The sequence below is a fragment of the Aestuariimicrobium ganziense genome (assembly GCF_015352975.1).
Taxonomy (GTDB): Bacteria; Actinomycetota; Actinomycetes; order Propionibacteriales; family Propionibacteriaceae; genus Aestuariimicrobium; species Aestuariimicrobium ganziense.
Genome location: NZ_JACYIZ010000005.1, coordinates 85,777 through 108,710, shown reverse-complemented (window position 1 = coordinate 108,710; position 22,934 = coordinate 85,777). Strand labels below are relative to the sequence as shown.

At 69.8% G+C, this 22,934-nt stretch carries 17 protein-coding genes; 12 read left to right on the top strand and 5 right to left on the bottom strand.

Annotated elements, in window-relative coordinates; all coding sequences use genetic code 11:
- Positions 1-46 precede the first annotated feature (46 nt).
- The 4 genes from nifJ (at position 47) to sppA (ending at position 8,035) form a co-directional block, all read left to right on the top strand.
- A complete protein-coding gene (nifJ, locus tag IE660_RS10630) occupies positions 47-3,835 on the top strand; it encodes a pyruvate:ferredoxin (flavodoxin) oxidoreductase (RefSeq protein ID WP_235997689.1) in 3,789 nt (1,262 codons plus the stop codon).
- Positions 3,836-3,854: 19 nt separating this feature from the next.
- Positions 3,855-4,754, top strand: coding sequence for an EamA family transporter RarD (rarD, locus tag IE660_RS10625; protein WP_203568347.1), 900 nt, complete (start codon positions 3,855-3,857; stop codon positions 4,752-4,754).
- Positions 4,755-4,849: 95 nt separating this feature from the next.
- Positions 4,850-6,151 carry an MFS transporter gene (locus tag IE660_RS10620; protein ID WP_328701927.1) on the top strand — a complete coding sequence of 434 codons (1,302 nt, stop codon included), beginning with the start codon at positions 4,850-4,852 and terminating at the stop codon, positions 6,149-6,151.
- A gap of 153 nt (positions 6,152-6,304) precedes the next feature.
- Positions 6,305-8,035, top strand: coding sequence for a signal peptide peptidase SppA (gene sppA, locus IE660_RS10615; RefSeq protein ID WP_203568346.1), 1,731 nt, complete (start codon positions 6,305-6,307; stop codon positions 8,033-8,035).
- 56 nt (positions 8,036-8,091) lie between these two features.
- Here the strand turns inward: sppA and IE660_RS10610 are convergent, their stop codons facing one another.
- Positions 8,092-9,297, bottom strand: a complete 1,206-nt coding sequence (locus tag IE660_RS10610; protein ID WP_203568345.1) for a GNAT family N-acetyltransferase — start codon at positions 9,295-9,297, stop codon at positions 8,092-8,094.
- A gap of 81 nt (positions 9,298-9,378) precedes the next feature.
- On the opposite strand from IE660_RS10610, the gene IE660_RS10605 reads away from it, so the two are divergent.
- The gene (locus IE660_RS10605) at positions 9,379-9,789 is read left to right on the top strand and encodes a pilus assembly protein CpaE (protein WP_203568344.1); all 411 of its coding nucleotides are present in this window, start codon (positions 9,379-9,381) and stop codon (positions 9,787-9,789) included.
- Between the two features lie 26 nt (positions 9,790-9,815).
- Here the strand turns inward: IE660_RS10605 and IE660_RS10600 are convergent, their stop codons facing one another.
- Positions 9,816-11,168 (bottom strand): 6-phospho-beta-glucosidase, encoded by a 1,353-nt coding sequence (locus IE660_RS10600; protein ID WP_203568343.1) that lies wholly within the window; start codon positions 11,166-11,168, stop codon positions 9,816-9,818.
- 75 nt (positions 11,169-11,243) lie between these two features.
- On the opposite strand from IE660_RS10600, the gene IE660_RS10595 reads away from it, so the two are divergent.
- A complete protein-coding gene (locus tag IE660_RS10595) occupies positions 11,244-12,230 on the top strand; it encodes a carbohydrate kinase family protein (protein ID WP_203568342.1) in 987 nt (328 codons plus the stop codon).
- Positions 12,230-14,725 carry an aminopeptidase N gene (gene pepN, locus IE660_RS10590; protein ID WP_235997844.1) on the top strand — a complete coding sequence of 832 codons (2,496 nt, stop codon included), beginning with the start codon at positions 12,230-12,232 and terminating at the stop codon, positions 14,723-14,725. The genes IE660_RS10595 and pepN overlap by 1 nt, the downstream gene beginning before the upstream one ends.
- Here pepN and IE660_RS10585 read toward each other — a convergent pair.
- Positions 14,714-15,427 (bottom strand): N-acetylmannosamine-6-phosphate 2-epimerase, encoded by a 714-nt coding sequence (locus IE660_RS10585; RefSeq protein WP_203568340.1) that lies wholly within the window; start codon positions 15,425-15,427, stop codon positions 14,714-14,716. The two genes, pepN and IE660_RS10585, sit on opposite strands and share 12 nt — an antisense overlap.
- 176 nt (positions 15,428-15,603) lie before the next feature.
- On the opposite strand from IE660_RS10585, the gene IE660_RS10580 reads away from it, so the two are divergent.
- Positions 15,604-17,337: a VanW family protein gene (locus IE660_RS10580; protein WP_203568339.1), complete on the top strand. Its 1,734-nt coding sequence runs from the start codon at positions 15,604-15,606 to the stop codon at positions 17,335-17,337.
- On the opposite strand, the gene IE660_RS10575 is transcribed toward IE660_RS10580, so the two are convergent.
- On the bottom strand, positions 17,315-17,479 hold the full coding sequence (locus tag IE660_RS10575; RefSeq protein ID WP_203568338.1) for a hypothetical protein: 165 nt from the start codon (positions 17,477-17,479) through the stop codon (positions 17,315-17,317). The two genes, IE660_RS10580 and IE660_RS10575, sit on opposite strands and share 23 nt — an antisense overlap.
- 19 nt (positions 17,480-17,498) lie before the next feature.
- On the bottom strand, positions 17,499-18,803 hold the full coding sequence (locus IE660_RS10570) for an MFS transporter (RefSeq protein WP_203568337.1): 1,305 nt from the start codon (positions 18,801-18,803) through the stop codon (positions 17,499-17,501).
- A 168-nt stretch (positions 18,804-18,971) separates the two neighbouring features.
- Here IE660_RS10570 and fdxA point away from each other — a divergent pair, with 168 nt between their 5' ends.
- From fdxA to IE660_RS10550, 4 genes are all read left to right on the top strand, one after another.
- On the top strand, positions 18,972-19,295 hold the full coding sequence (fdxA, locus tag IE660_RS10565) for a ferredoxin (RefSeq protein WP_203568336.1): 324 nt from the start codon (positions 18,972-18,974) through the stop codon (positions 19,293-19,295).
- A 19-nt stretch (positions 19,296-19,314) separates the two neighbouring features.
- Entirely contained in the window at positions 19,315-20,430 is a 1,116-nt protein-coding gene (gene dapC / locus IE660_RS10560; RefSeq protein WP_328701926.1) for a succinyldiaminopimelate transaminase, read from the top strand.
- A 101-nt stretch (positions 20,431-20,531) separates the two neighbouring features.
- Positions 20,532-21,674 carry a mandelate racemase/muconate lactonizing enzyme family protein gene (locus tag IE660_RS10555; RefSeq protein ID WP_203568335.1) on the top strand — a complete coding sequence of 381 codons (1,143 nt, stop codon included), beginning with the start codon at positions 20,532-20,534 and terminating at the stop codon, positions 21,672-21,674.
- Position 21,675: 1 nt separating this feature from the next.
- On the top strand, positions 21,676-22,923 hold the full coding sequence (locus IE660_RS10550; RefSeq protein ID WP_203568334.1) for a DegT/DnrJ/EryC1/StrS family aminotransferase: 1,248 nt from the start codon (positions 21,676-21,678) through the stop codon (positions 22,921-22,923).
- The last annotated feature ends 11 nt before the right edge of the window (positions 22,924-22,934 follow it).

Here is a 22,934-nt window from a genome sequence, read left to right as displayed (position 1 = left end):
AACACTGATCAACTCGCACCAGCACTGAGACGACCGGAGCACCAAGATGAGCACCGACAGCCCCATCAACCCGGCGGCGACCGAGGCGGAGCGTCCCGACCTGACCGAGCACGCGGTACCCAAGCGCGCCGGCAGCGTGCCCACCGGCATGGACACCACCGGGCCGGAGTCGAGCACCGTCGCCCAGGAGGGTCCGGACGCCCCCGAGCCCCCGGTCGACACCCGGGCGATCATCGACGGCAACGAGGCGGCCGCCTCGGTGGCCTACCGGCTCAACGAACTGTGCTCGATCTACCCGATCACGCCCAGTTCGACGATGGCCGAACTGGCCGACGAGTGGTCGGCCCATGCCCGCACCAATGTGTGGGGCATGGTGCCGACGGTCATCGAGATGCAGTCCGAGGCCGGCGCCGCCGGTGCCATGCACGGTGCGCTGCAGGGTGGTGCGTTGTCGACCACCTTCACCGCCTCGCAGGGCCTGCTGCTGATGATCCCCAACATGTACAAGATCGCCGGCGAGCTCACCTCGACGGTGTTCCACGTGGCCGCCCGGTCGCTGGCCACCCAGGGGCTGTCGATCTTCGGTGACCACCAGGACGTGATGGCGGTGCGCCAGACCGGGTTCGCGCTGCTGGGCTCGGCCTCGGTGCAGGAGGCCCACGACTTCGCGTTGATCGCCCAGGTCGCCACCCTGGAGTGCCGGGTGCCCTTCGTCCACTTCTTCGACGGGTTCCGCACTTCGCACGAGGTCAACACGCTGAACATGCTCACCGACGACGACCTGCGCGCGTTGGTCAGCGAGGACCTGATCCGTGAGCACCGTTCCCGGGCGCTCACCCCGCAGAACCCGTTCATCCGCGGCACCGCGATGAACCCCGACACCTACTTCCAGGCCCGCGAGACGGTCAACCCCTACTACCAGCGCACTCCCGGCGTGGTCGCCGACGTGATGGACCGGTTCGCCGCCCACACCGGACGCCGCTACCACCTGGTCGACTACCACGGCGCCGACGACGCCGAGCAGGTCGTCATCGTGATGGGGTCGGGTGCCGAGACCGTGCGCGCCGCCGTCGACCACCTCAACGCCCAGGGACGCAAGGTCGGCGTGGTGCAGGTGCGGCTCTACCGGCCGTTCCCGGTGGCCGAACTGCTGGCCGCGATCCCGCAGACCGCTGGACGGATCGCCGTGCTCGACCGCACCAAGGAGCCCGGCTCCGGCGGTGAGCCGCTCTACCTCGACGTGGTCGCCGCCCTCGGCGAGGCCCTCGCGCGCGGGCAGCGCTCGTCCATGCCGTTGGTGATCGGTGGGCGCTACGGCCTGTCGTCGAAGGAGTTCACCCCCGGCATGGTGGTCGGCGTCTTCGACGAACTCGCCAAGGACGCTCCACGTGCCCGGTTCACCGTCGGTATCACCGACGACGTCTCCGACACCTCGATCGACTACGACCGCACCCTCGACCTCGAGGACGAGCAGACCCTGCGCGCGGTCTTCTACGGTCTGGGCTCCGACGGCACCGTGGGCGCCAACAAGAACACCATCAAGATCCTCGGCTCGACCAACCCCGAGGGCCATGACGGCCTGTTCTACGCCCAGGGCTACTTCGTCTATGACTCCAAGAAGTCCGGTTCGCGCACGGTCTCGCACCTGAGGTTCGGCCCCAACCCGATCCAGGCTCCCTACCTGATCAGCCAGGCCGGCTTCATCGGCGTGCACCACTGGTCGATCCTCGAACGGGTCGACGTGCTCGAGTTCGCCTGCGAGGGTACGACGCTGCTGCTCAACGCACCCTTCCCGGCCGAGGAGGTCTACGGACGCCTGCCCGAGCCGATGCAGCGCACCATCCTGGAGAAGAAGATCCGGCTGTTCACGATCGACGCCTCCGAGGTGGCCCGAGACGCCGGCCTGGGCAACCGCACCAACACCGTGCTGCAGACCTGCTTCTTCGCGATCAGCGGTGTGCTGCCACGCGACGCGGCCATCGCCGAGGTGAAGAAGGCGATCACCAAGACCTATGGCCGCAAGTCGATGGCGATCGTCGAGAAGAACCACCTGGCCGTCGACGCCTCGCTCGACCACCTGCACGAGGTGCCGGTGCCCGACCAGGTCACCTCGAGCCACGGCCTGATCCCGCCGGTGCCCGACCACGCGCCCGACTTCGTCCGCGACGTCACCGCGACCATGCTGTTGGGACGAGGGGACGACCTGCCGGTCAGCGCCCTGCCGGTCGACGGTTCATACCCCTCGGGCACCACCCAGTACGAGAAGCGCAACATCTCCGACATCGTCGCGGTGTGGGACCCCGAGGCCTGCATCCAGTGCGGCAACTGCGCCTTCGTCTGCCCGCACGCGGTGCTGCGCGGCAAGTACTACGACAGCAACCTGCTGTCGCAGGCCCCGAGCACCTTCGAGACCGCGCCGCTGAATGCCGCCGGCCTGCCGGGGGAGAACTACACCCTGCAGGTCTACTCCGAGGACTGCACCGGCTGTGGCCTGTGCGTCGAAGCGTGCCCGGTCAAGCCGATCGGCCAGCCGTCGCGTCGGGCGATCAACCTCGAGCCGGCGCCGGCCCAGGCCACCACCCGCACCAACGTGGCCTTCTTCGAGACCATCCCGCTCAACGATCGCTCCCGGGTCGACTTCGGCACGGTGCGCGGCACCCAGTTCCTCGAGCCGCTGTTCGAGTTCTCCGGGGCCTGCACCGGCTGTGGTGAGACGCCCTACCTCAAGCTGCTCACCCAGTTGTTCGGCGACCGCGCGACGGTGGCCAACGCGACCGGCTGCTCGTCCATCTACGGCGGCAACCAGCCGACCACCCCCTGGGCCAAGAACGCCCAGGGACGAGGGCCGGCCTGGTCGAACTCGCTGTTCGAGGACAATGCCGAGTTCGGTCTGGGCCTGCGGCTGGCCGCCGACCTGCACACCGGCCTGGCCCGCACCCGGGTCGAGGACCTGCGTGAGGAACTGGGCGCGCAGTTGGTCGACGAACTGCTCACCGCACCCCAGGCCTACGAGTCCGACCTGGCTCGCCAGCAGGAACGGATGAGCAGGCTCCGCGAGCGGATCGGCGAACTGCGCGGCACCGGCTCGGCCGAGTTCGAGGCCAAGCTGGCCGACCTCGACTCGGTCGCCGACCACCTGCTGCGCCGCTCGGTGTGGATCGTCGGTGGCGACGGCTGGGCCTACGACATCGGCTCCGGTGGTGTCGACCACGTTCTCGCCTCCGGTCGTGACGTCAACGTGCTGGTGCTCGACACCGAGGTGTACTCCAACACCGGCGGTCAGGCGTCCAAGTCGACCCCGCTGGGCGCGGTGGCGAAGTTCGCCGCCGGCGGCAAGGTGACCAACAAGAAGGACATGGCCCTTCAGGCGATCGCCTACGGCAACGTCTACGTGGCCCGCGTGGCCATGGGTGCCGACCCGCAGCAGACGCTCAAGGCGTTCCGTGAGGCCGAGGCCTACCCCGGCCCCAGCCTGATCATCGCCTACAGCCACTGCATCGCCCACGGCATCGACATGCGCAAGGGCCTCGACCAGCAGTACCGGGCGGTCAACTCCGGCCACTGGCCGCTGATGCGGTTCAACCCGGTGGTGAAGTTCGAGGGCGGCAACCCGTTCATGCTCGACTCGCCCAGGCCTCGGCTCAGCCTCAAGGACTACATCGGACGCGAGACCCGCTACACGATGTTGGCCAAGGCCGATCCCGAGACCGCCGAGCGCATGGTGGAGTTGGCGCAGGCCCAGGTGGTGCAGCGCTGGGAGACCTATGAGGAGTACGCCACCCGCAGTGCCTCGGAGTTCGCCACTGACGCTCGTCCCGAGCGCACCCGCGGCTGAGTGCGAGCGGATTCGGTAGGTGACCACGCCGCCGGCTGACTCGGCGCTGCCCCGTGATGCCCTGCTCTCGGGCGTGGCGGCCTACGCCATGTGGGGGCTGTTCCCGCTGTTCTGGGTGCTGCTCGCCGACGCCGGCGCGGTCGAGACCTTGGCCCACCGGATCGTCTGGTCGCTGGTGGCGGTCGCTGTCGCGCTGGCGGTGGGACGAGGCAGTTTCGCCTGGGTGCGCCCCACTCTGGCCGCGCACGGCCTGCAGATGATGGCCGCGGCAGCCCTGATCGCGGTCAACTGGGGGATGTTCATCTACGCGGTGACCTCGAACCACACCGTGGAGAGTTCGCTGGGCTACTTCATCAACCCGCTGGTGAACCTGGTGCTGGGCTGGCTGGTGTTCGGTGAGCGGCTCGACCGGTTCGGACGAATCGGCGCGCTGCTGGCCTTCGTCGGTGTGGTGGTGATCTCGGCGCAGAGTTGGCGCACGGTCTGGATCTCGTTGGTGCTGGCCGGCAGCTTCGGGCTCTACGGCATGGTGAAGAAGAAGACCTCGGTGCCGGCGCTGCAGACGCTGTTCCTGGAGTCGCTGCTGCTGCTGGTGCCCAGCCTGGCCTGGCTGGGCTGGTTGGCGGCGCGCGGCGAGGGCAGGTTCGGCACGGACTGGGGCCTGACCGGGCTGTTCCTGGTCAGTGGGGCACTGACCGCGCTACCACTGTTCTTCTTCGCACTGGCGGCCAAGGGGCTGCCGTTGGGCACCCTGGGCGTGCTGCAGTACATCGGGCCGACCGGGCAGTTCCTGATCGGCTGGCTGCTGTTCGACCAAGGCGTCAGCCTGGTCTGGTGGATCGGCATGGTGGTGGTCTGGTCCGGGTGCGTGGTCTACCTGGTCGGCATGGTCCGGCGACAGCGTCGGGTACCCCGGTGAGGGTGGGACGAGCCTCGTCCCGGTTGTCGGACACCTGATTGGTACTTAGCCTAGGTAACGGTAATCTTTACCTCTGTTAAGCACCAGGAGGGCCTGTGTCGACGGCGAGCACCCGCAACCCGACTCGGGTGTCGACGTTCGCGTCCTTCGCCATCCACAACTACCGACTGTTCTGGATCAGCGCGCTGATCAGCAACATCGGCGGCTGGATGGCCCGGATCGCCCAGGACTGGCTGATCCTGACCGAACTCACGCCGGGCTCGGCGAGCGCGCTCGGCATCGCCACGGCGCTGCAGTTCCTGCCGATCCCGCTGCTCACCCCGATCGCCGGGGCGCTGGCCGACCGGTTCGACAAGCGCAAGCTGCTGATCGTCGCCCAGACCGGGCTCGGGTTGGTGGCCCTGGTGCTCTACCTGCTGGTCGCCTCCGGGGCGATCCAGCTGTGGCACGCGTTCGCGCTGGCCTTCGCCACCGGTGTCTGTGCCGCCTTCGAGATCCCGACCCGGCAGGCCTTCGTCTCCGAGATGGTGCCGCTGGGTCTGCTCTCGAACGCGATCGGGCTCAACTCGGCGCAGTTCAACGGCGCGCGGCTGATCGGCCCCGCTGTGGCCGGCCTCCTGATCGCTGCGGTGGGCGTGGCGCCTGCCCTGTTGATCAACGCGATCAGCTTCTTGGCGACGATCACGGCGCTGATCATCATGCGGGCCGCCGAACTGACGCCGATGCCCAAGGCCAGGGCCGAACGGGCGATTCGTGACGGGTTCGCCTACGTGCGCAAGAGCCCGACGATCACCCTGATGCTGGTGGTGATCTTCACCATGTCGACCTTCGGCATGAACTTCCAGCTCACCAACGCCCTGATGGCGACCGAGGCGTTCGGCAAGGGCGCCACCGAGTTCGGGCTGTTGGGCACCCTGATGGCGATCGGCACGCTGGGCGGCTCGGTGTTCGCCGCGCGCCGGGCCCGCCCGCGCCTGCGGGTGTTGCTCGCCGCGCTGTGCGGGTTCGCGTTCTTCAACGCGCTCGGAGCGGTCAGCCCCTCCTTCGGGTGGTTCGGGGCCAGCCTGGTCGGCGTCGGGATCTGCGCCCTGACGGTGATGACCAGCTGCAACGCCACCGTGCAACTCGCCGCCGACCCGCTGTACCGGGGCCGGGTGATGGCGGTCTACATGGCGGTGAACATGGGGGGCACGCCGATCGGTGCACCGATCATGGGCTGGATCGGCGAGATCTGGGGGCCGCGGGCGATCCTCACCATCGGCTCGGTCGCCACCTTCATCGCCTTCGTGGCGGTCAGCCTCTACGTGATCCTGCACGACGGCATCCGGCTGCACCTGCAGGCCAGTTGGCCCCCGGTGGTGATCGAGCACCCCGAGGAAGCGCAAGTCACCGTCTGACCCCGCTGGATGGGCGCCGAGCGCCAGCAAAGCGTCTCGAAACCACCCCCCGGGACGAGTCGGTTTCGCCCACAGCATTGCCACCCCTGAGTCGACCCCCAGGCGGGGGCTCGTCCGGCGGGGGAGTGGATGCGGCCACCTACAGTGGAACGCATGGACGTGATTGGACTGATCAAGGGCCTGACCGGCGACCGCACCGCCGCGCCGCGCACCATCCTCGAGATCGACATGGCACGGGGTGTGCTGGCATCACCGCCCGACAACCCGCTGGCCGCGCTGCGGGCGATCAACTCCGCCACCCTCGGGGTGCTGCGTGAGGGCCTGCGCCATGCCGCCAAGGACGAGCGCGTGGTCGGGCTGGTCGTCCATGTCGCACCGTCGGGGTTGGGTCTGGCCGAGACCCAGGAACTGGCCGAGGCCATCGCGTCGTTCGGCGAGCACAAGCCGACCATCGCCTGGGCGCAGACCTACGGCGAGCTCGGGCTCGGCCTGGGCTCGTACCTGCTGGCCGCCCACTGCCACGAGGTCTGGCTGCAGCCGTCGGGTGAGCTGTCGATCAGCGGCGTGCACCTGGGCATCACCCTGATGCGCGGCCTGCTCGAGAAGGGTGGCGTCGAGCCGCAGTTCGGGCAGCGCCACGAGTACAAGAGTGCCGCCGACCAGTTCTCGGCCACCGAGATCACCGAGGCGAACCGCGAGATGACCCAGCGGCTGGCCGACTCCATCGTCGACGACGTGGTCGCCACCATCGCCAAGCGCCGGGGCAAGTCGGTCGAGCAGGTGCGCGAGGCGGTCGATTCGTCCCCGCTGAGTCCGCAGCAGGCCCTCGACGCCGGCCTGATCGACCACATCGGCTACCGCGACGAGGTCTACGCCCACCTGTACCAGGAGTGGAACGGCAGCCGCGAGAACCTCAAGTTCGTCACCCGCTACGACACCATCGCCCACGGCAAGCAGATCGCCAAGGAGGCGCTCGACCGCAAGGCACCGATCGTCGGTGTGGTGTCGCTGCGTGGCCCGATTGTCACCGGACGAGGCCGCCCCGCCGGCCCTGCTGGACCGCAGGCTGGCGGCGACGTGATCGCCGACCACCTGCGCGCCACCTGCCGCGACGACCGGATCAAGGCGGTCGTGCTCAAGATCGACTCACCCGGTGGCTCGGCGGTCGCCTCCGACACGATCTGGCGGGCTGTGCACCAGGTGCGCGAGTCCGGGCGGCCTGTCGTGGCAGTGATGAGCACCGTCGCCGCTTCGGGTGGCTACTACGCCGCCATGGGCGCCAACGAGATCGTGGCGCAGCCGGCGACCCTGACCGGCTCGATCGGCGTGCTGGCTGGCAAGTTCGTCACCGCCGGGCTGATGGACAAGTTGGCGCTCAAGCACGAGGGACGAAGCGCCGGTCGCCGCGCCCAGATGATGGCCTCGGACCGTGAGTTCACCGAGGACGAGTGGCACGTGCTGAACCGGATCCTCGACGACATCTACGAGCAGTTCACCACCAAGGCCGCGGCCGATCGTGGCATGGACCACGCCGACCTGGAGCGTCTGGCCCGGGGCCGGGTCTGGACCGGTGCCGACGCCAAGGAGAACGGTCTGGTCGACCACCTCGGTGGCGTCTCGGTCGCCCTCGACCGCGTCTGCGAGCTCGCCGGCCTCGACCGCGACCGGGCCCACGTGCGGGCGATCCCGCAACTGGGGCTGCTCGACCGGGTTCGCCCCGCCGACAGCACAGAGTCGCAGGCCGTCGGTGGCGGGCTGTGGGTGCCGACCGACCCGGTGGACGCGCTGCTGCAGCGCGGCATCGCGGCGCTGGGACTCGAGCGGGCCCTGGCCGGGGTGACCGGGCCGTTGTCGCTGCCCTGGAGCATCACGATCAAGGCCTGATGCGGGGGAATGCGGTGGTGAGGCGCGAGCGTGTCTCGAACCCCAGCGCCACCTGCTCAGAAGGTGTCGCGGATGTGCACGGCTCGTCCACCGAAGGCGACCGACCAGGTCAGGTCGCGGGCGGGGTCACCACCCCAGACCAGCCCCGCGGTGCGCAAGCTCGTCGCAGTCTGGGCCCCCGCGTAGAGGGCCGCCAGCCCTCGCGACCCCATCTCGAGCGGGACGACCCGGCTGGGGTGTGAACCGGTCTTCCCGATCCGGGTGAGCCAGGGGTGGCCGTCCTCGATGCGCAGCTTCCAGTCGCCGTTGTTGGCCTCGAGCAGGTCGTCCACCACCCGGAACGGCAACTCGACGTCGACACCCTCGGGCCAGAGCCGCTCGGTGAGGGCGGCTCGCAGGTCGACCACCTTGAGCATGTAGGGGGCATGGTGCTCGACGGTCCAGTGCGCCGAGGGCAGCACCAGGCGCAGGGGGTCGTTGCCCGAGGTGGCGAATCGCACGCTGCCGGTGACCGGCGCGTTGGTCGCCAGCATGGCCAGCAGTGCGGTGGCCGCATCGGGGGTCCGCCAGTGGAACTCCTCGATGTCGAGTCGGCTGTCGGACGCGTCCCCGCGGTGCCACGCCAAGTAGCCCTGCAGGACGCCGTCGCCGTCCTCGGCCAGCGTCACGCCGGTGAACTCCTTGAGCCACTTGCTCGGCTTGGTCTCGTACAGCACACCGCGGTGGGCCAGCGGTCCGTTCTGCGCCAGCGCCCACTCGTGGTAGAGCTCATGCACCCCTGTCACGTCGTCATTGCCCGCTCGACGAAGCGTGATCCCCGCCGGGACGCGCAGCCGAGCCAGCGCCGAGGTGGGCAGCGTGGCCTGTCCACTGGTGGCGATCGCCTCGTAGCCTGCCCCGCGGTAGATGCCTGGGGCACTCGGGTACAGCGTCGAGACCGCCACCCCGTGTGCGCGGGCATCGCTGAGCAACGCTGTGAACAACGGACGCAACAGCCCGGCCGAGCGGTGCTCGTTGCCGACCGTCACACCCGCGATGCCGACGCTGGGCAGGAACACCCCGCCGAAGGCGCTCTCGTGCTCCAGACCGACCAGTCGTCCCAGCAACTGCCCACCCTCGAACGCGCCCAGCCAGGTGTGTCCCGCGGTCTCGAGCACCGCGGGCTTCTTGGGCAGCTTGGCCGGCAGGCCGAAGGCCTCCCAACCCAGACGCCGCGACGCCTCGGCATCGTCGGGGGTGAGCGGGCGGATCTCGGGAGCCATGGCGCCCACGCTACTTGCCGTTCGAGAGGCGACGCGAACCGGTTCCTGCGTGAGTTGCCCCCACTTCGTAGGGTGGACGACATGATCACCCGCGACCAGGCCATCGCCCTGCGTGACTTGCTGCGGGAGCAGGGACGCCCGTGGGCCCCGGTCAACGGGGACCGCTTCATGGTGGCCGACGCGATCGACCTGGACGATGTCTTCGTGGTCGCCGACATGACCATCGAGGTGCACAACCTGCCCACCGGGTCACTGATCCGCTTCAACGGCACCACCGAGTGGGCGCTGGACAGCATCGGCTTGGAGCGTGCGGTCTGGTTGCCCTGGGAGCACCAGTTGCGCGACCTGCTGGGGGAGCGGTTCGTGTCGCTGGAGCGGCTGCCGGGTGACCCGGTCGGCTGGGCGGTGATGCTGGACGACGGCTCGCGTCATGTGGACATCGATGCCGAGCTCGCGCTCTTGCGGGCCCTGGGCATCACCGTGGCGGAGTAGTCAGTCCTCGAGCGGCGACGCCGGGATCAGCGCAGGTATTCCAGACCGGGCACCTCGTCCAACAGGTCGTCCAGCAGTCGCTTCGCCACGGTCACCGAGTCGACCAACGGGTGCAGGGCCAGCGCCCTCCACGCCAGCGTCCGGTCACCGGCGCGGGCTGCCTCGATCGTCGTCCGTTCGACGTTCTTCACCTGCTGCACCAGCCCCACCCCGTGCGCCGGGATCTCACCGATCGGCAGCGGCTGGATCCCCGTACCGTCGACCAGGCACGGGGCTTCGATCACCGCGTCGTCGTCCACGCTGGTCACCCGGCCGGCATTGGGCCGGTTGAGCACCAACCTCGCCGGACGATCGTGGGCGATGGCGTGCATGATCTGCAGCGCGATCCGGTCGTACCCGCCGCCGGTCAGGTCGTCCGGGTCACGCTCGAAGCTGCCGGCCGCCTCGCGGTTGCTGGCCATGTAGGTGGTCTCGCGAGCCATCCGGCAGGTCTCCCAGCGCTGCCAGGCGCCCGACGACGACGGGTCGTCCACACCGTAGAACGCGCGCTGCTGCTCGAGGATCACCTGCGCCCGGCTGGCCTGTGCCGAACGGTCGGCCGCCAGCGCCTCGCGGGTGAAGTAGTAGTGGTGCAGGTACTCATTGGGCAGGTGACCCAGTGCCTGCAGCCAGTCGGGCCCGAACAGGCGTCCCTCCTCGAACGAACCCAGCGCCTTGGCGTCGGCCATCAGCCCGGGCAGCAGGTCGCGTCCATCAAGCTGCAGCCCGGTCACCCAGCCCAGGTGGTTGAGGCCGACGTAGTCCAGTTCGACCCGCTCCCGGTCCTCGCGCCCCACACCCGAGGCCGCGATCGCCCGCCTGGCCAGACCGACCGGAGAGTCACAGATCCCCACCACCCGCTCACCCAGGATCGGAGCCAGCGCCTCGGTCACCATGCCGGCCGGGTTGGTGAACGAGATCAGCCAGGCCTCGGGTGCCAGCCGGGCGATCTCACGCCCCAGCCGCTCGACCACGGGCAGCGTGCGCAGGGCGTAGCTGATGCCGCCGGCGCCGACGGTCTCCTGTCCGATCACCCCGTGCCGCAGGGGGATCGCCTCGTCGCACGCTCGTCCGGCCAGCCCTCCCACGCGGATCGCGGAGAACACGAAGTCTGTCCCGGTGACCGCCTCGGCCAGGTCGGTGTGCAGCGACACCTCGATGCCGGGCGAGGACGAGGCCGCCGCCTGCTCGGCGCACACCGCCGCCACCGCCCGCAGCCGTGGGGCATCGGTGTCGAACAACCGCAGGTGGGTCACCCGGTTCGAGTCAGGGTCGTCCAACAGGGCCTGGTGCACCAGCGGCACCCGGAAGCCACCACCACCCAGGATGGTCAGGATCACCTCAGGCCCCTCTCGTCGGCATCACCGACGACGCTATCGTGAGTGCGCCGCGCCGCGAACGAGGAGGTTCAAGCCATGGCCACCGTCGGCCACCGCCACGACGTCGCCTGCCACGGGCTCTACTTCAACGACATGATCTTCTCGGGCCTGCCGGACGACGGCCTGTCGTTGGGCTGTGAGCACCGCACCGCCGCCTACCTCAGCGTGCCCGGGGGCATCGCGAACGCCTCGATCGCCTCGGCGAGGTTGGGCCTGCGCACGGCCATGGTCAGCGACGTCGGCGACGACGTGGTCGGCCAGGGATCACTGGTCAGGCTCCGGCAGGAGGGCATCGACACCGACGGCTGCCTGGTGCACGAGGGCTGGCAGACCCCGTTGACGGTGATCCTCAACTACCACGGCGACCGCACCATGGTCACCGCCGAGACCCCGCACCCCGGACGGTGCGTGTTGCGCCAGCAGACCCCGCCTGCTGCGCGCGTGGTGATCGCCCACCTGCAACCGTTCACGATGCCGTGGCTCATGGCCGCCGGCGCGTCAGGTGGGTTGGTGATCGGGTCGGTCGGCTGGGACGAGAGCGGTCGCTGGGACCTCGACCGGCTGCCCGACCTGCGCCACTGCCACGCCTTCACCCCCAACCTGACCGAGGCCCTGCACTACACCCGCAGCGACGATCCCGAGCGGGCACTGGACGCACTGCTCGACCACGTGCCGCTCGCGGTCATCACGCTGGGCGGCGATGGTGCAATGGCGGCCGACCGGCGTACCGGGGAGCGGGTGCGGGTGCCCGCGATCCCCGGCAGGTTCGTCGACGCCAGTGGTGCCGGCGACGTCTTCGGGGCTGGTCTGGCCGCAGGTCTGGTGGCCGGGTGGACGCTGGAGCGCAAGATCCGCTTCGCCGTCCTGGTCAGCGGACTGACCGTGCAGCGACCCGGCTCTGCCACCACCAGCCCGACCCTGGGTGAACTGCGCATCTGGCACGACCAACTCAACCGCGACGATCCGCTGGTCGAGCAGTACGACTTCCTGTCCGAGATCTCGACCCATGGTGCGTGGAGTTGATGGCACAGCCGCTGACTGCCGACGAGGCCGCTGCCCGCGCACGGGTGCTGTGGGGTGGGCAGGTGCCCAGCCCGGCCCACGTCGACCTCGTCCTTGACCTTCGCGACGACGACTTCACCTCGACCGCAACCTGGGCCTTCCCTGCTGAGGTTGGTTCGTCCACCTTCGTCGACGTCGACTGCCGCACGCTCGTGGGCGCCGAGCTGAATCAACGTCCGCTCGACCCGTCGGCGCTGTCTGGTCGACGGCTGAGGCTGGACGACCTCGCCGCCGACAACCGCTTGGCGGTGCAGGCGGTGATGGACTACTCCCACGACGGCGAGGGCCTGCACCGCCACGTCGACCCGGCCGACGGCGCGGTGCACCTGTACGCGATGAGCTTCCTCGACGCGGCGCCACGCTGGTTCGCCTGCTTCGACCAGCCCGACCTCAAGTTCGGCGTCGACATGACGGTGCACACCCCCGACCCGACCTGGATCGTGCGCGGCAACGGGCCGGTCGAGCAACTCGGGCCCACCTACTGGCACTGGCGCCAGCCAGAACCGCTGGCCAGCTACCTGGTCACCGTGGTCGCCGGACCGTGGCAGGTGGTCGCCGGCGAGCACGACGGCATCAGGCTCGAGGTGCTGGCCAGGCGCTCGATGGCCGAACAGTTGCACCGCCACGCCGACGACGTGCTCGCGGTCACCGCCACCAGCTTCGACGGGTTCCACGACCTGTTCGGGGTGCGCTACGCCTACGGCGACTACGCGCAGGTGTTCGTGCCCGACTTCAACGCCGGCGCGATGGAGAAGCCCGGGTGCGTGCTGTTCCGCGAGCAGATGCTGTTTCGCGGCGCTGCCTCGAGCGAACAGGTGCAGGCCCGAGCCAACACCATCGCCCACGAACTGGCCCACCAGTGGTTCGGCGACCTGGTCACCATGGCGTGGTGGGACGACCTGTGGCTCAACGAGTCGTTCGCCGAGCACCTGGCCGGACGGGTGCTCGAGGAGCGCACCCACTACCGCCCGCGGATCTCGTTCGGTGCGCGCAAGGCCTGGGGGCACGAGGCCGACCAGGCTCCCAGCACCCACCCGGTGGCCGGCAACGGTGCCGCCGACACCCAGGCAGCCCTGGCGAACTTCGACGGGATCTCCTACGCCAAGGGAGCTGCGCTGCTCGGCCAACTCGCAGCCCGGGTGGGTGACGAGGTGTTCCTGGCCGGACTGCGTGACCACATCACCGGTCACGCCGGGGGCAACGCCACGGCCGCAGACCTGTTCGCATCGTGGACGCGCGCCGGAGTCGACGACCTCGACCGCTGGGTCGACGTCTGGCTGCGCACCAGCGGCCTCGACCTGCTGCGGGTCGAGGCCGATCCCGACTGCGTCGTGCGTCTGGTTCGCGAGGCGCCCGAGTCGGCACCCCGGTGGCGCCCGCACGCGGTGCAGGTCGCTGCCCTGACAGCAGACGGACGAGAGCTCGTCCGCGTGAGCGCCGAGGTCGCCGACGAGCCGGTCGCCCTCGAGCCTGCGGCCTTCGGCCTGGTGGGGGAGAGGCCTGAGCCGATGGTCCTCGTCCCCGACGCGGCTGACCAGACCTGGGCCCGGATCAGGTTGGCCGACTGGCGGGTGCCGGCTTGGGCGGGCATCGACGACCCGATGGTCCGGGTGGTCATCCTCAACGCCCTGCGCGACGGCATCAGGCACGCCGACCTCGACTCGGGCGCCGCCTTCAGGATCATCCTCGATACCCTGACCAGCGAGGACGAGCCGGTGCTGTTCGTCCAGCTGGCCGAGTTCGCCCAGGGCTTGGCCGGACGCGCCGCTCGACCCGAGCACCGGGACCTGCGGCAGCAGGCGCTGGCGCGAGTGGCGCTGCGGCGACTGGACGACGCAGCCCCGGGATCGGACCTGCAACTGATCGCATGGCGGCTGTTGCTCGCCACCAGCTCGGACACCGGCCTGCTGGGCGACTGGCTGGCAGGCGATCGGCTGCCCCAGGGCCGTGAGCTCGACCAGGAACTGCGCTGGCTGGCGGTCAGGCGGCTGCAACAGCTGGGCGCTGAGCCCGGACTGGTCGACGACGAACTGCGCCGAGACCCGACCTCGGCCGGCGACCTGGCAGCGACCACCGCCCGGGCATCCCGCCCCGACGCCGGTGCCAAACGTGCGGCGCTCGAGGTGCTGCTGCACGACCGGGACGCCAGCAATGCGGTGCTGCTGGCCATCGCCGAGGGACTGTTCCTTCCCGGTCAGGACGAGTTCACCGCTGACCTGGTCGAGCCGTGGCTCGAGGGCATGGCCGCCAGCGCCGAGTTCCGCGGTGGCTGGACGCTGCAGCGGGTGGTCGCCGGCAGCGTGCCGTGGGGGCATGCCACACCGCAGACCCTGGCCGCCTTCGACCGGGTGCTCGCCCGCGGCGACCTGGCTGCCCCGGTGCGCCGGGAACTGGTCGACGCCCGCGCGAAGCTCGACCGCCTCGTCCGACTGCGCGAGCGGTCGTCAGCCGACTGAGCCGCCCCGTGCGTCGAGCGCGTCGACGAACCAGCTGGTGATCGTGGTCGGGTGGGTGATCGCCGTCCCGACGCAGACCGCGTGCGCGCCCCGGTGCAGGGCCTCGCCGGCCTGGTCGGGGGTGTGGATCCGGCCCTCGGCGATCACCGGCACCTCGGCCAGGGCCACCACCTCGTCGAGCACCTGCCAGTCGGGTCCGGGTGTGGGTGGCTGTTCGCCGGAGTAGCCGGCCAGGGTCGTGCCGAGCAGGTCGGCGCCGGCGTCCTGGGCAGCGCGGGCGTCGTCGGCGGAACCGCAGTCGGCCATCACGGTCACGTCGGGGTGGGCCTGTTTGAGTGCGGCGATGGTTGCGGCCAGGGTGCGTCCATCGGGACGGGGCCGCCGGGTGCCGTCGAGGGCCACGACGGCGGCACCGGTGGCAGCGACTGCCAGACAGTCGTCGAGCGTCGGGGTGATGAACACCCCGCTGGTGCCCACCTTGACCAGGCCGATCACCGGCACGGGCAGCACCGGCACGCCCAGCGCAAGGTCGTCCAACCCCTTCAGCCGCACCGCGACAGCGCCGCCGGCGACGGCTGCCCGGGCGATGCGCACCATCGTCGACGCGTCGAGCATCGGCTCGTCCGGATAGGCCTGGCACGACACGACCAGCCCTCCGCGCAGGGCCTCGACCACCTGTGTGCGTGCCCACGATGCGACCACGTCGTTCCCCTTCGGTCGATGCTCGTTGTCGACTCAAGCACACTCGGACGGCCTGAGTGATTCGGTCGTGTCCACCTGCTCACGTAGACTCGTCGGCGACCCCGCGCGTTGTGACTGGCAGAGCACTGTGCCCGGACGAAGCGGGGCACCAGATTCGTGCACACCGAGGAGCCCCCTTGACCATCGAGAAGGACGACGCCCCGCGCCGCAGCCGCGGCCCAGTGATCGCGGCCGGACTGCTGGGCGGAACCCTCGTGGTCGCCGGTGGCCTCTACGTTGCCGCCTACGCCATGGCTGGCGACAACACCCCCAAGAACGCGTCGGTCGATGGCATCGCGATCGGTGGCATGCCCAGTGAGCAGGCTGTCAGCGTGCTCAAGAAGGAACTCGAGCCCCAGGCGACCGCGCCGATCGTGCTCAGCGCCGACGGCAAGAACGTGTCGATCACGCCGGCCGCGGCCGGCATGACCGTCGACTACGAGGCCACCGTCGAGAAGGCCGGTGCCGGCAAGTCGTGGAACCCCTCCCACATCTGGAACGTACTGCGCGGCGGCCAGGAACTCGACCTGGTCACCACCGTGGACGAGAGCGCCGTCAAGGCCGCGGTCACCAAGGCCGCCCCCACCTTCGCCAAGCAGCCCAAGGACGCGGCCCTGGCCGTCGCCGACCTCAAGCCCAAGGTGACCCCCGGCACCGAGGGTGCCGAGTTGCAGGTGGACGAGGCGACCAGCAAGGTCGTCTCGGCCTGGCGCACCTCGACCGAGGTCGCCGCCCCGCTGGGCACCATCGAGCCCGAACTGACCACCGCCGAGGCCGAGCAGGTGGCCAAGGAGCAGATCACGCCGCTGCTGAGCGGGCCGATCACGGTCAAGACCACCAACGGCAAGTCCTTCCCGGTCGACGTCGCGGTGCTCGCCGACGCGACCACGGTCAAGGCCGAGAACTCCACCTTCACCGTCAGCACCGACATGAAGAAGGTCTGGAGCGGGTCGCAGAAGGCGATCGGCGCGCTGAAGCTGGCCAAGGGCCGCGACGCCTCGATCACCCTGCGCAACGGCAAGCCGGCGGTCGTCCCCTCGGTCGACGGCGAGGGCATCAAGGAGGCCGAGTTCGTCAAGGTCGTGCAGCCTGCGCTGAACAAGACCGGTGCCGAGCGCACGGTGACCGTCAAGGTCGAGAAGGCACCGGCCGAGTTCACCACCGAGATGGCCAACAAGCTGGGCGTCAAGGAGGTGACCGGGGAGTTCACCACCTACTTCCCGCACGCCGCCTACCGCAACACCAACCTGTCGCGCGCGGCGGCAGGCATCAACGGCACCTTCGTCAAGCCGGGTGAGATCTTCAGCCTCAACAAGACCCTCGGCCCGCGCACCGCGGCCAACGGTTACGTCGACGGCTACGTGATCAGCGGCGGCAAGCTGATCAAGGAGACCGGCGGCGGCATCTCGCAGTCGGCCACCACCACCTACAACGCCGCATTCTTCGCCGGCCTCGAGGACGTCGAGCACCACCCGCACACGCTCTACTTCCCGCGCTACCCGGCCGGCCGCGAGGCCACCGTCTACTACGGCTCGCTCGACCTGCGCTTCCGCAACAACACCCAGTACGGCGTGGTCATGCAGGCCTGGGTCAACAAGAGTGCCCCGGGCAAGCAGGGCTCGATCACGGTGCGGGTCTGGTCGACCAAGGTGTACGACAAGGTCACCTCGACCGAGCCCGCGAAGTCGAACTTCACCACCGGCAAGACCGTCGAGTCCAGCGATCCGAAGTGCGAGTACCAGGCACCGATCCAGGGCTTCGACGTGAGCTACTCGCGGCTCTTCCACAAGGGCGGCAGCGTGGTGAAGCGCGAGAACTACTTCTGGCGCTACCACCCCGGCGACGAGATCAAGTGCAAGACCGGCGGCTGATCGCCGCAACCTGTCGCAGCGCGGACACCAGGCAGGCCAGCCCCACGGCCGCACCGCCCAGGACCACCGAGGGCTCGTACAGCCAGAAGTAGCGCAGCGGGTAGCCAGCCACGCGCGGCGCCAGCACCGTCAGGGCCAGCACGACCACGACCGTGGCCGCCTCAGTAGACCAGCGTGCGGTGCTGAAGAGTCCGTCGAAGGTAGGCAGCGATCGCTGCTCCTGCTCCGATCGCCACGGCGGCACCGACGATCCCCCCGGGGGCGGCGAAGGCGTCGATGGTGAAGCCGGCGACGGCGGTGCCGATGGCGGCGCCGGTGGTCTGCGAGGCCGACAGCAGCGACTGTGCCTCCATCATCCGAGCGCGCGGCGCCAGTGCGTCCAGCAACCCCTGGAAGATGATCAGCGACGGGGCGATGGTCACACCGGTCACGAACAGCAGGGCGAACAGCACCGGCAGCGGAGGCTCGTCCAACCTCAGCAGGAACGGCCACGGCACCAGCGACGCGGCGAACACGCTCAGCAGCAGCACCAGCCGGCCGGGGTCGGTGCCGGGCCAGTCGCGTGAGCCGTAGGTGATGCCGCCGATCGCGCTGCCGCCGGCGATGAACATGAACAGGAACCCGAGCTTGGTGGTGCTGCCGAACACCGCCTCGGCGGTGGCCACGATCGCGGTGTCCATCTGCCCGAATCCGACGGCCATCAACGAGGCCACCAGCAGCACCACCGCGATCCCAGGGGCAGCCAGCGCAGTGCGGGGCACCCGATCGATCCGCTCGCCCTCGACCAGCGAGGCCAGGTCGGGCACCACCGGTGCCGGCGGGTGGCCGTCGGCGTGGACGAGCACGCGCCCCACCGAGCGTGCTGCCTCGGTGGTGGAGTACAGCAGCGTGCCGATGACCAGCAGTGCCGCCGAGGTGAGCAGCGGCACCTGCGGTGCGCTGAACGCGGCCAGCAACGACAGCAGCAGCGGTCCGAGGACGAAGATCACCTCGACTGCCGAGGCGTCCAGCGCGTAGCCCAGGCGTCGCGACGGGCCGTCGGTGAAGATCACCCGCCAGGCAGCTCGCATCGCCGGCGAGACCGGCGGGAAGAACACCCCCGCCGCGGCCGCGAGGGCGATCAGCAGCAGGTTCGACCCACCCAACACCGCGGCGACCGCGAGGGCAGCGATCGCCACACCACTGAGCAGCGCCGTCGGGACGAGCACCTTGGGCTGGCCGTGCTGGTCCATCAGGCGTCCCCAGATCGCCGCCCCGACCGCGGTGGCCAGTGCGAACACGCCGGTGACCACGCCAGCCACCGAGTAGTTGCCGCGCACCTGCTGGATCAGCATCACCATGCCCAGGCTCGTCATGCCGATCGGCAGGCGTCCGACGACGGCGGCCCCGAACGGGCGGATGGCCGGCCCGTGCGTGAGCACGCGGGCGTAGCCACGCAGGCCGGTGCCGGCCTCGAACTGGGACATGGAGTGGGGAATCCTTCGATGAACGCGGGCCGGGGGAGTGGGCCGACCTGGACCACCTCACTCTAGTCACGCCGATGCAGATCGCCCGCGTCGTGGTGGGTAACGTCCCAAGTCTTCGGCGCTAGAGTGGGCACCGCAAGGCCAACCGCACGTCAGAGGAGCCCTCGAGTGACCTACATCATCAGCCTGGACTGTGTCGACCTCAAGGACCGGGCCTGTGTGGAGGAGTGTCCCGTCGACTGCATCTACGAGGGCAACCGGATGCTCTACATCCAGCCCGAGGAGTGCGTCGACTGCGGTGCCTGCGAGCCGGTCTGCCCGGTCGAGGCGATCTTCTACGAGGACGACCTGCCGGCCGACCAGAAGGAGTTCTACGACGTCAACGTGCAGTTCTTCGACGACATCGGTTCCCCCGGTGGCGCGGCGAAGCTGGGCGTGATCGACAAGGACCACCCGATCGTCGAGGCCCTCGCCCCACGCGGCGAAGCCTGACCTGCACGGTGAGGCGCAGGTGACCAGCAGCCCTCGTCCGCGGCTGTCGAGCCGTCTGCCCGACTTCCCCTGGGACACCATCGCCGACGCCAAGGCGCGAGCCCAGTCCCACCCCGACGGCATCGTCGACCTCTCGGTCGGCACACCGGTCGACCCGACCCCTCAGGTCGTCCAGGACGCGCTGGCGCACGCCACCGATGCCCACGGCTACCCGACGGTGTGGGGGCCGGCGTCGCTTCGCCAGGCGATCATCGAGCACCTGCACGACCGCTGGAACACTCCCGTCCTGCCCGAGCAGGGCGTGCTGCCGGTGATCGGGACGAAGTGGCTGGTGGCCTGGTTGCCGACGCTGCTGGGGCTGACCTCGTCCGACACCGTGGTGATCCCGACCACCGCCTACCCGACCTACCGGGTGGGGGCCGAACTCATCGGCGCCACGGTGGTCGAGTGCGACGACCCGGCCGAACTGGGTGACCTGCGCCCCGGGCTGGTCTGGATCAACTCCCCGGCCAACCCGCACGGCGCGATCCTCAGTCGCGAGCAGGTGCAGGGCTGGGTCACCTACGCCCGCGAGGTCGGCGCGGTGCTGGCCTCGGACGAGTGCTACGGCGAGTTCGCCTGGGACGCCGAGCCCACCTCGGTGCTCGACGCCGACATCTGCGGTGGCGACCCCACCGGACTGCTGGTCGCACACTCGCTGTCGAAGCAGTCGAACATGGCCGGCTACCGGGCCGGGTTCGTCGCCGGTGACCCCGAGATCGTCACCGAGCTGCTCGGTCTGGGCAAGCACACCGGCATGATGCTGGCCGCGCCGATCCTGGCCGCGATGGAGGTCGCCCTGCGCAACCGTGGCCACGTCGATGAGCAGCGTGAGCGCTACCGCGCTCGGCGTGCGGTGATGCGTGAGGCGCTGGAGCGGGCCGGGTTCACCCTCGACCACTCCGAGGGCTCGATCTACCTGTGGGCAACCCGTGGCGAGGACTGCCGGGCCAGCGTGGACTGGCTCGCCGACCGCGGCATCCTGGTCGCTCCCGGCGACTTCTACGGCGAGGCCGGACGACTCCACGTCAGGGTCGGCCTGACCGCCTCGGACGAGCGGATCGCCGCGGCAGCGGCACGCCTGTCCGACGCCTGAGCAGCGCGCTGAGCGATCACCGGACGTACTCGGTTTCGTCCCTAGACTGGCGAGACACTTCCTCTCACCCGGTTCGCGACAGCGCTGTCGGGGCTGCCATCGTGGAGATCACAGGCCTGTCGTGCAGTGGCCTGCGCGGCGCGACGCCCGCTGGTGGCTGGGCCGAGGAACTCACCGCCGACGACAGTGTGCACACCCTGGTCGCCGTCCACACCGACACCCACGTCGGCCTGGGGAGCGTGTTCACCAGCGCGGCACTGGTCCGTGGGGCGTTCGAGGTGCTTCGTCCCTTCCTGGTCGGGCAGCCGGTCGAGCCTGAGCGGCTGACCGAGACCCTGCACCGCAACACCTTCTGGATGGGGCGCGGCGGGTCGATCACCCGCGCCATCTCGGGCATCGACCAAGCCCTGTGGGACCTGTTCGGCAAGCTCACCGGCCAACCTGTTCACCGGCTGCTCGGCGGCACGTACCGGCGCCGGGTGCGTCCCTACGCCTCGCTGCTGATGGACGCCGACCTGCGCTTCTGCGACGACCTGCGCGCATTGGAGGAGGCGGGTTTCCGCTCGTTCAAGATCGGCTGGGGGCCGTTCGGACGCGAGTCGCGCCACCTCGACGAGGCGATGGTCACCGCCGCACGTGGGGCGATCAGTGACGACTCGGAGTTGATGATCGACGCCGGAGCCAGCGACTCGGCCTGGCGCCAGGACTACCGCTGGGCGCTGCAGACCGCCCACATGCTCGCCGACCACGACATCACCTGGTTCGAGGAGGCGCTGCGTCCTGACCTGATCGACGACTTCGTCCTGCTGCGCGAGCACTCTCCGGTACCGATCAGCGGCGGCGAAGTCCTCACTCGACGGCAGTCGTTCGAGCCGTGGATCCAGCGCGGAGCACTCGACATTCTGCAGCCCGACGTCACCAAGTGCGGCGGCATCTCCGAGATCCGCCACATCGCCTGGCGCGCCCACGACCGCGGCCTCAAGGTCATCCCGCACGGCTGGAACACCGCGGTCGGGCTGGCCGCCGACCTGCAGTTGGCCGCCGCCCTGCCCGACACCGACCGCATCGAGTACATCGCCGGCTCGGCCTACGTCGACGACCTGGTCGCCGGCGGCTGGACGATGACCGACGGCCACCTCGACATTCCGGACGAACCCGGCCTGGGCATCGTCCTCGACCCCGACGCCGTGACGCGCCTGGGTGACAACCCCGACTTCCTCACACGCCCCGAAAGGACCAACTGACATGGACGACCCCCGCCTGGCCATCAACGGAGGCCCCAAGGCCGTCACCGATGACCTGCCCGAGATCTACCCCGGGGGCATGCGGATCGGGGAGGAGGAGATCGCGGCCGTCACCGACACCCTGCGCACCAAGCGGCTGTTCCGGTTCTACGGACCGGTCGAGGGGCCGTCGAAGGTCGAGGCCTTCGAGGTCGCCGCCGCCCAGGTCATGGGCACCAAGCACGCCCTGGCGGTGAACTCGGGCACCGCCGCCCTGTGCATCGCGATGGCCGCCCTCGGCATCGGACCCGGCGACGAGGTGATCGTGCCTGCCTTCACGTGGGTCTCGTCAGCTGCCGCCGCGACCACCGTCGGCGCGCAACCGGTGGTGGCCGACGTGGACGAGAGCCTGACCCTCGACCCGACCGCGATCGAGGCGCGGATCACCGACGCCACCAAGGCGATCGTCGTGGTGCACATGCGCGGCGTCCCTGCCGACATGGACGCGATCCTCGAGGTGGCCAACCGGCACGGCATCCCGGTCATCGAGGACACCGCGCAGGCCTTCGGTGCCTCCTACAAGGGGCGACGCCTGGGATCGATGGGCACGCTGGGCACCTACAGCCTGCAGTTCAACAAGATCATCACCTGCGGTGAGGGCGGGCTGGTCGTCACCAACGACACCGACCTGTACGAGCGGGCCCAGATGTTCCACGACGTCGCCGCGATCGAGGAACTCGACCGCCCCGACCGCTTCGTCGCCACCGTGTCTCGCATGTCGGAGTTGCAGGGAGCCGTGATCGGCGAGCAGTTGAAGAAGCTCGAGCCGATCCTCGCCGACTGCCGCCGACACGGGCGGACGATCGTCGAGCGCACCGCCGACGTCGTGGCTGCTGCTGGCTGCCGCTCCGCGGTCGAGAACGACCCGGAGGGTCTGGCCGGCATCTCGAAGATCTGGCTGGCACCCGATGCTGCCACCGCGCAGTGGGTGGCCGAAGCGCTGTCGGCCGAGGGCTGCGAGGCCAGGGCGCTGTTCACACCGAGTGCGTCCGACCTGCACGATGCCAGCCACTGGGGTCCGTTGCACGAGGGTGTCAGTTGGCGGGGCAAGAGCTTCCGCGAGATGGACGCGGCAGCCTGGGGGCGTTCGGACGAGATCCTCGGCCGCGCGATCCACATCGATGTCATGCCCGACCTGACCGACGCCCAGGTCGACCAGGTCGTCGAGGCCGTGACCAGGGTCTTCGGGGCGGTCGCCGAGAAGTCCTGAGCCTGCGGGCC

What these genes read in the sequence shown, in the direction of transcription:
- nifJ (WP_235997689.1), top strand. Translation starts at nt 47, where the DNA reads ATGAGCACCGACAGCCCCATCAACCCGGCGGCGACCGAGGCGGAGCGT.
- sppA (WP_203568346.1), top strand. Translation starts at nt 6,305, where the DNA reads ATGGACGTGATTGGACTGATCAAGGGCCTGACCGGCGACCGCACCGCC.
- IE660_RS10610 (WP_203568345.1), bottom strand. Translation starts at nt 9,297, where the DNA reads ATGGCTCCCGAGATCCGCCCGCTCACCCCCGACGATGCCGAGGCGTCG.
- IE660_RS10605 (WP_203568344.1), top strand. Translation starts at nt 9,379, where the DNA reads ATGATCACCCGCGACCAGGCCATCGCCCTGCGTGACTTGCTGCGGGAG.
- IE660_RS10595 (WP_203568342.1), top strand. Translation starts at nt 11,244, where the DNA reads ATGGCCACCGTCGGCCACCGCCACGACGTCGCCTGCCACGGGCTCTAC.
- pepN (WP_235997844.1), top strand. Translation starts at nt 12,230, where the DNA reads ATGGCACAGCCGCTGACTGCCGACGAGGCCGCTGCCCGCGCACGGGTG.
- IE660_RS10570 (WP_203568337.1), bottom strand. Translation starts at nt 18,803, where the DNA reads ATGTCCCAGTTCGAGGCCGGCACCGGCCTGCGTGGCTACGCCCGCGTG.
- IE660_RS10550 (WP_203568334.1), top strand. Translation starts at nt 21,676, where the DNA reads ATGGACGACCCCCGCCTGGCCATCAACGGAGGCCCCAAGGCCGTCACC.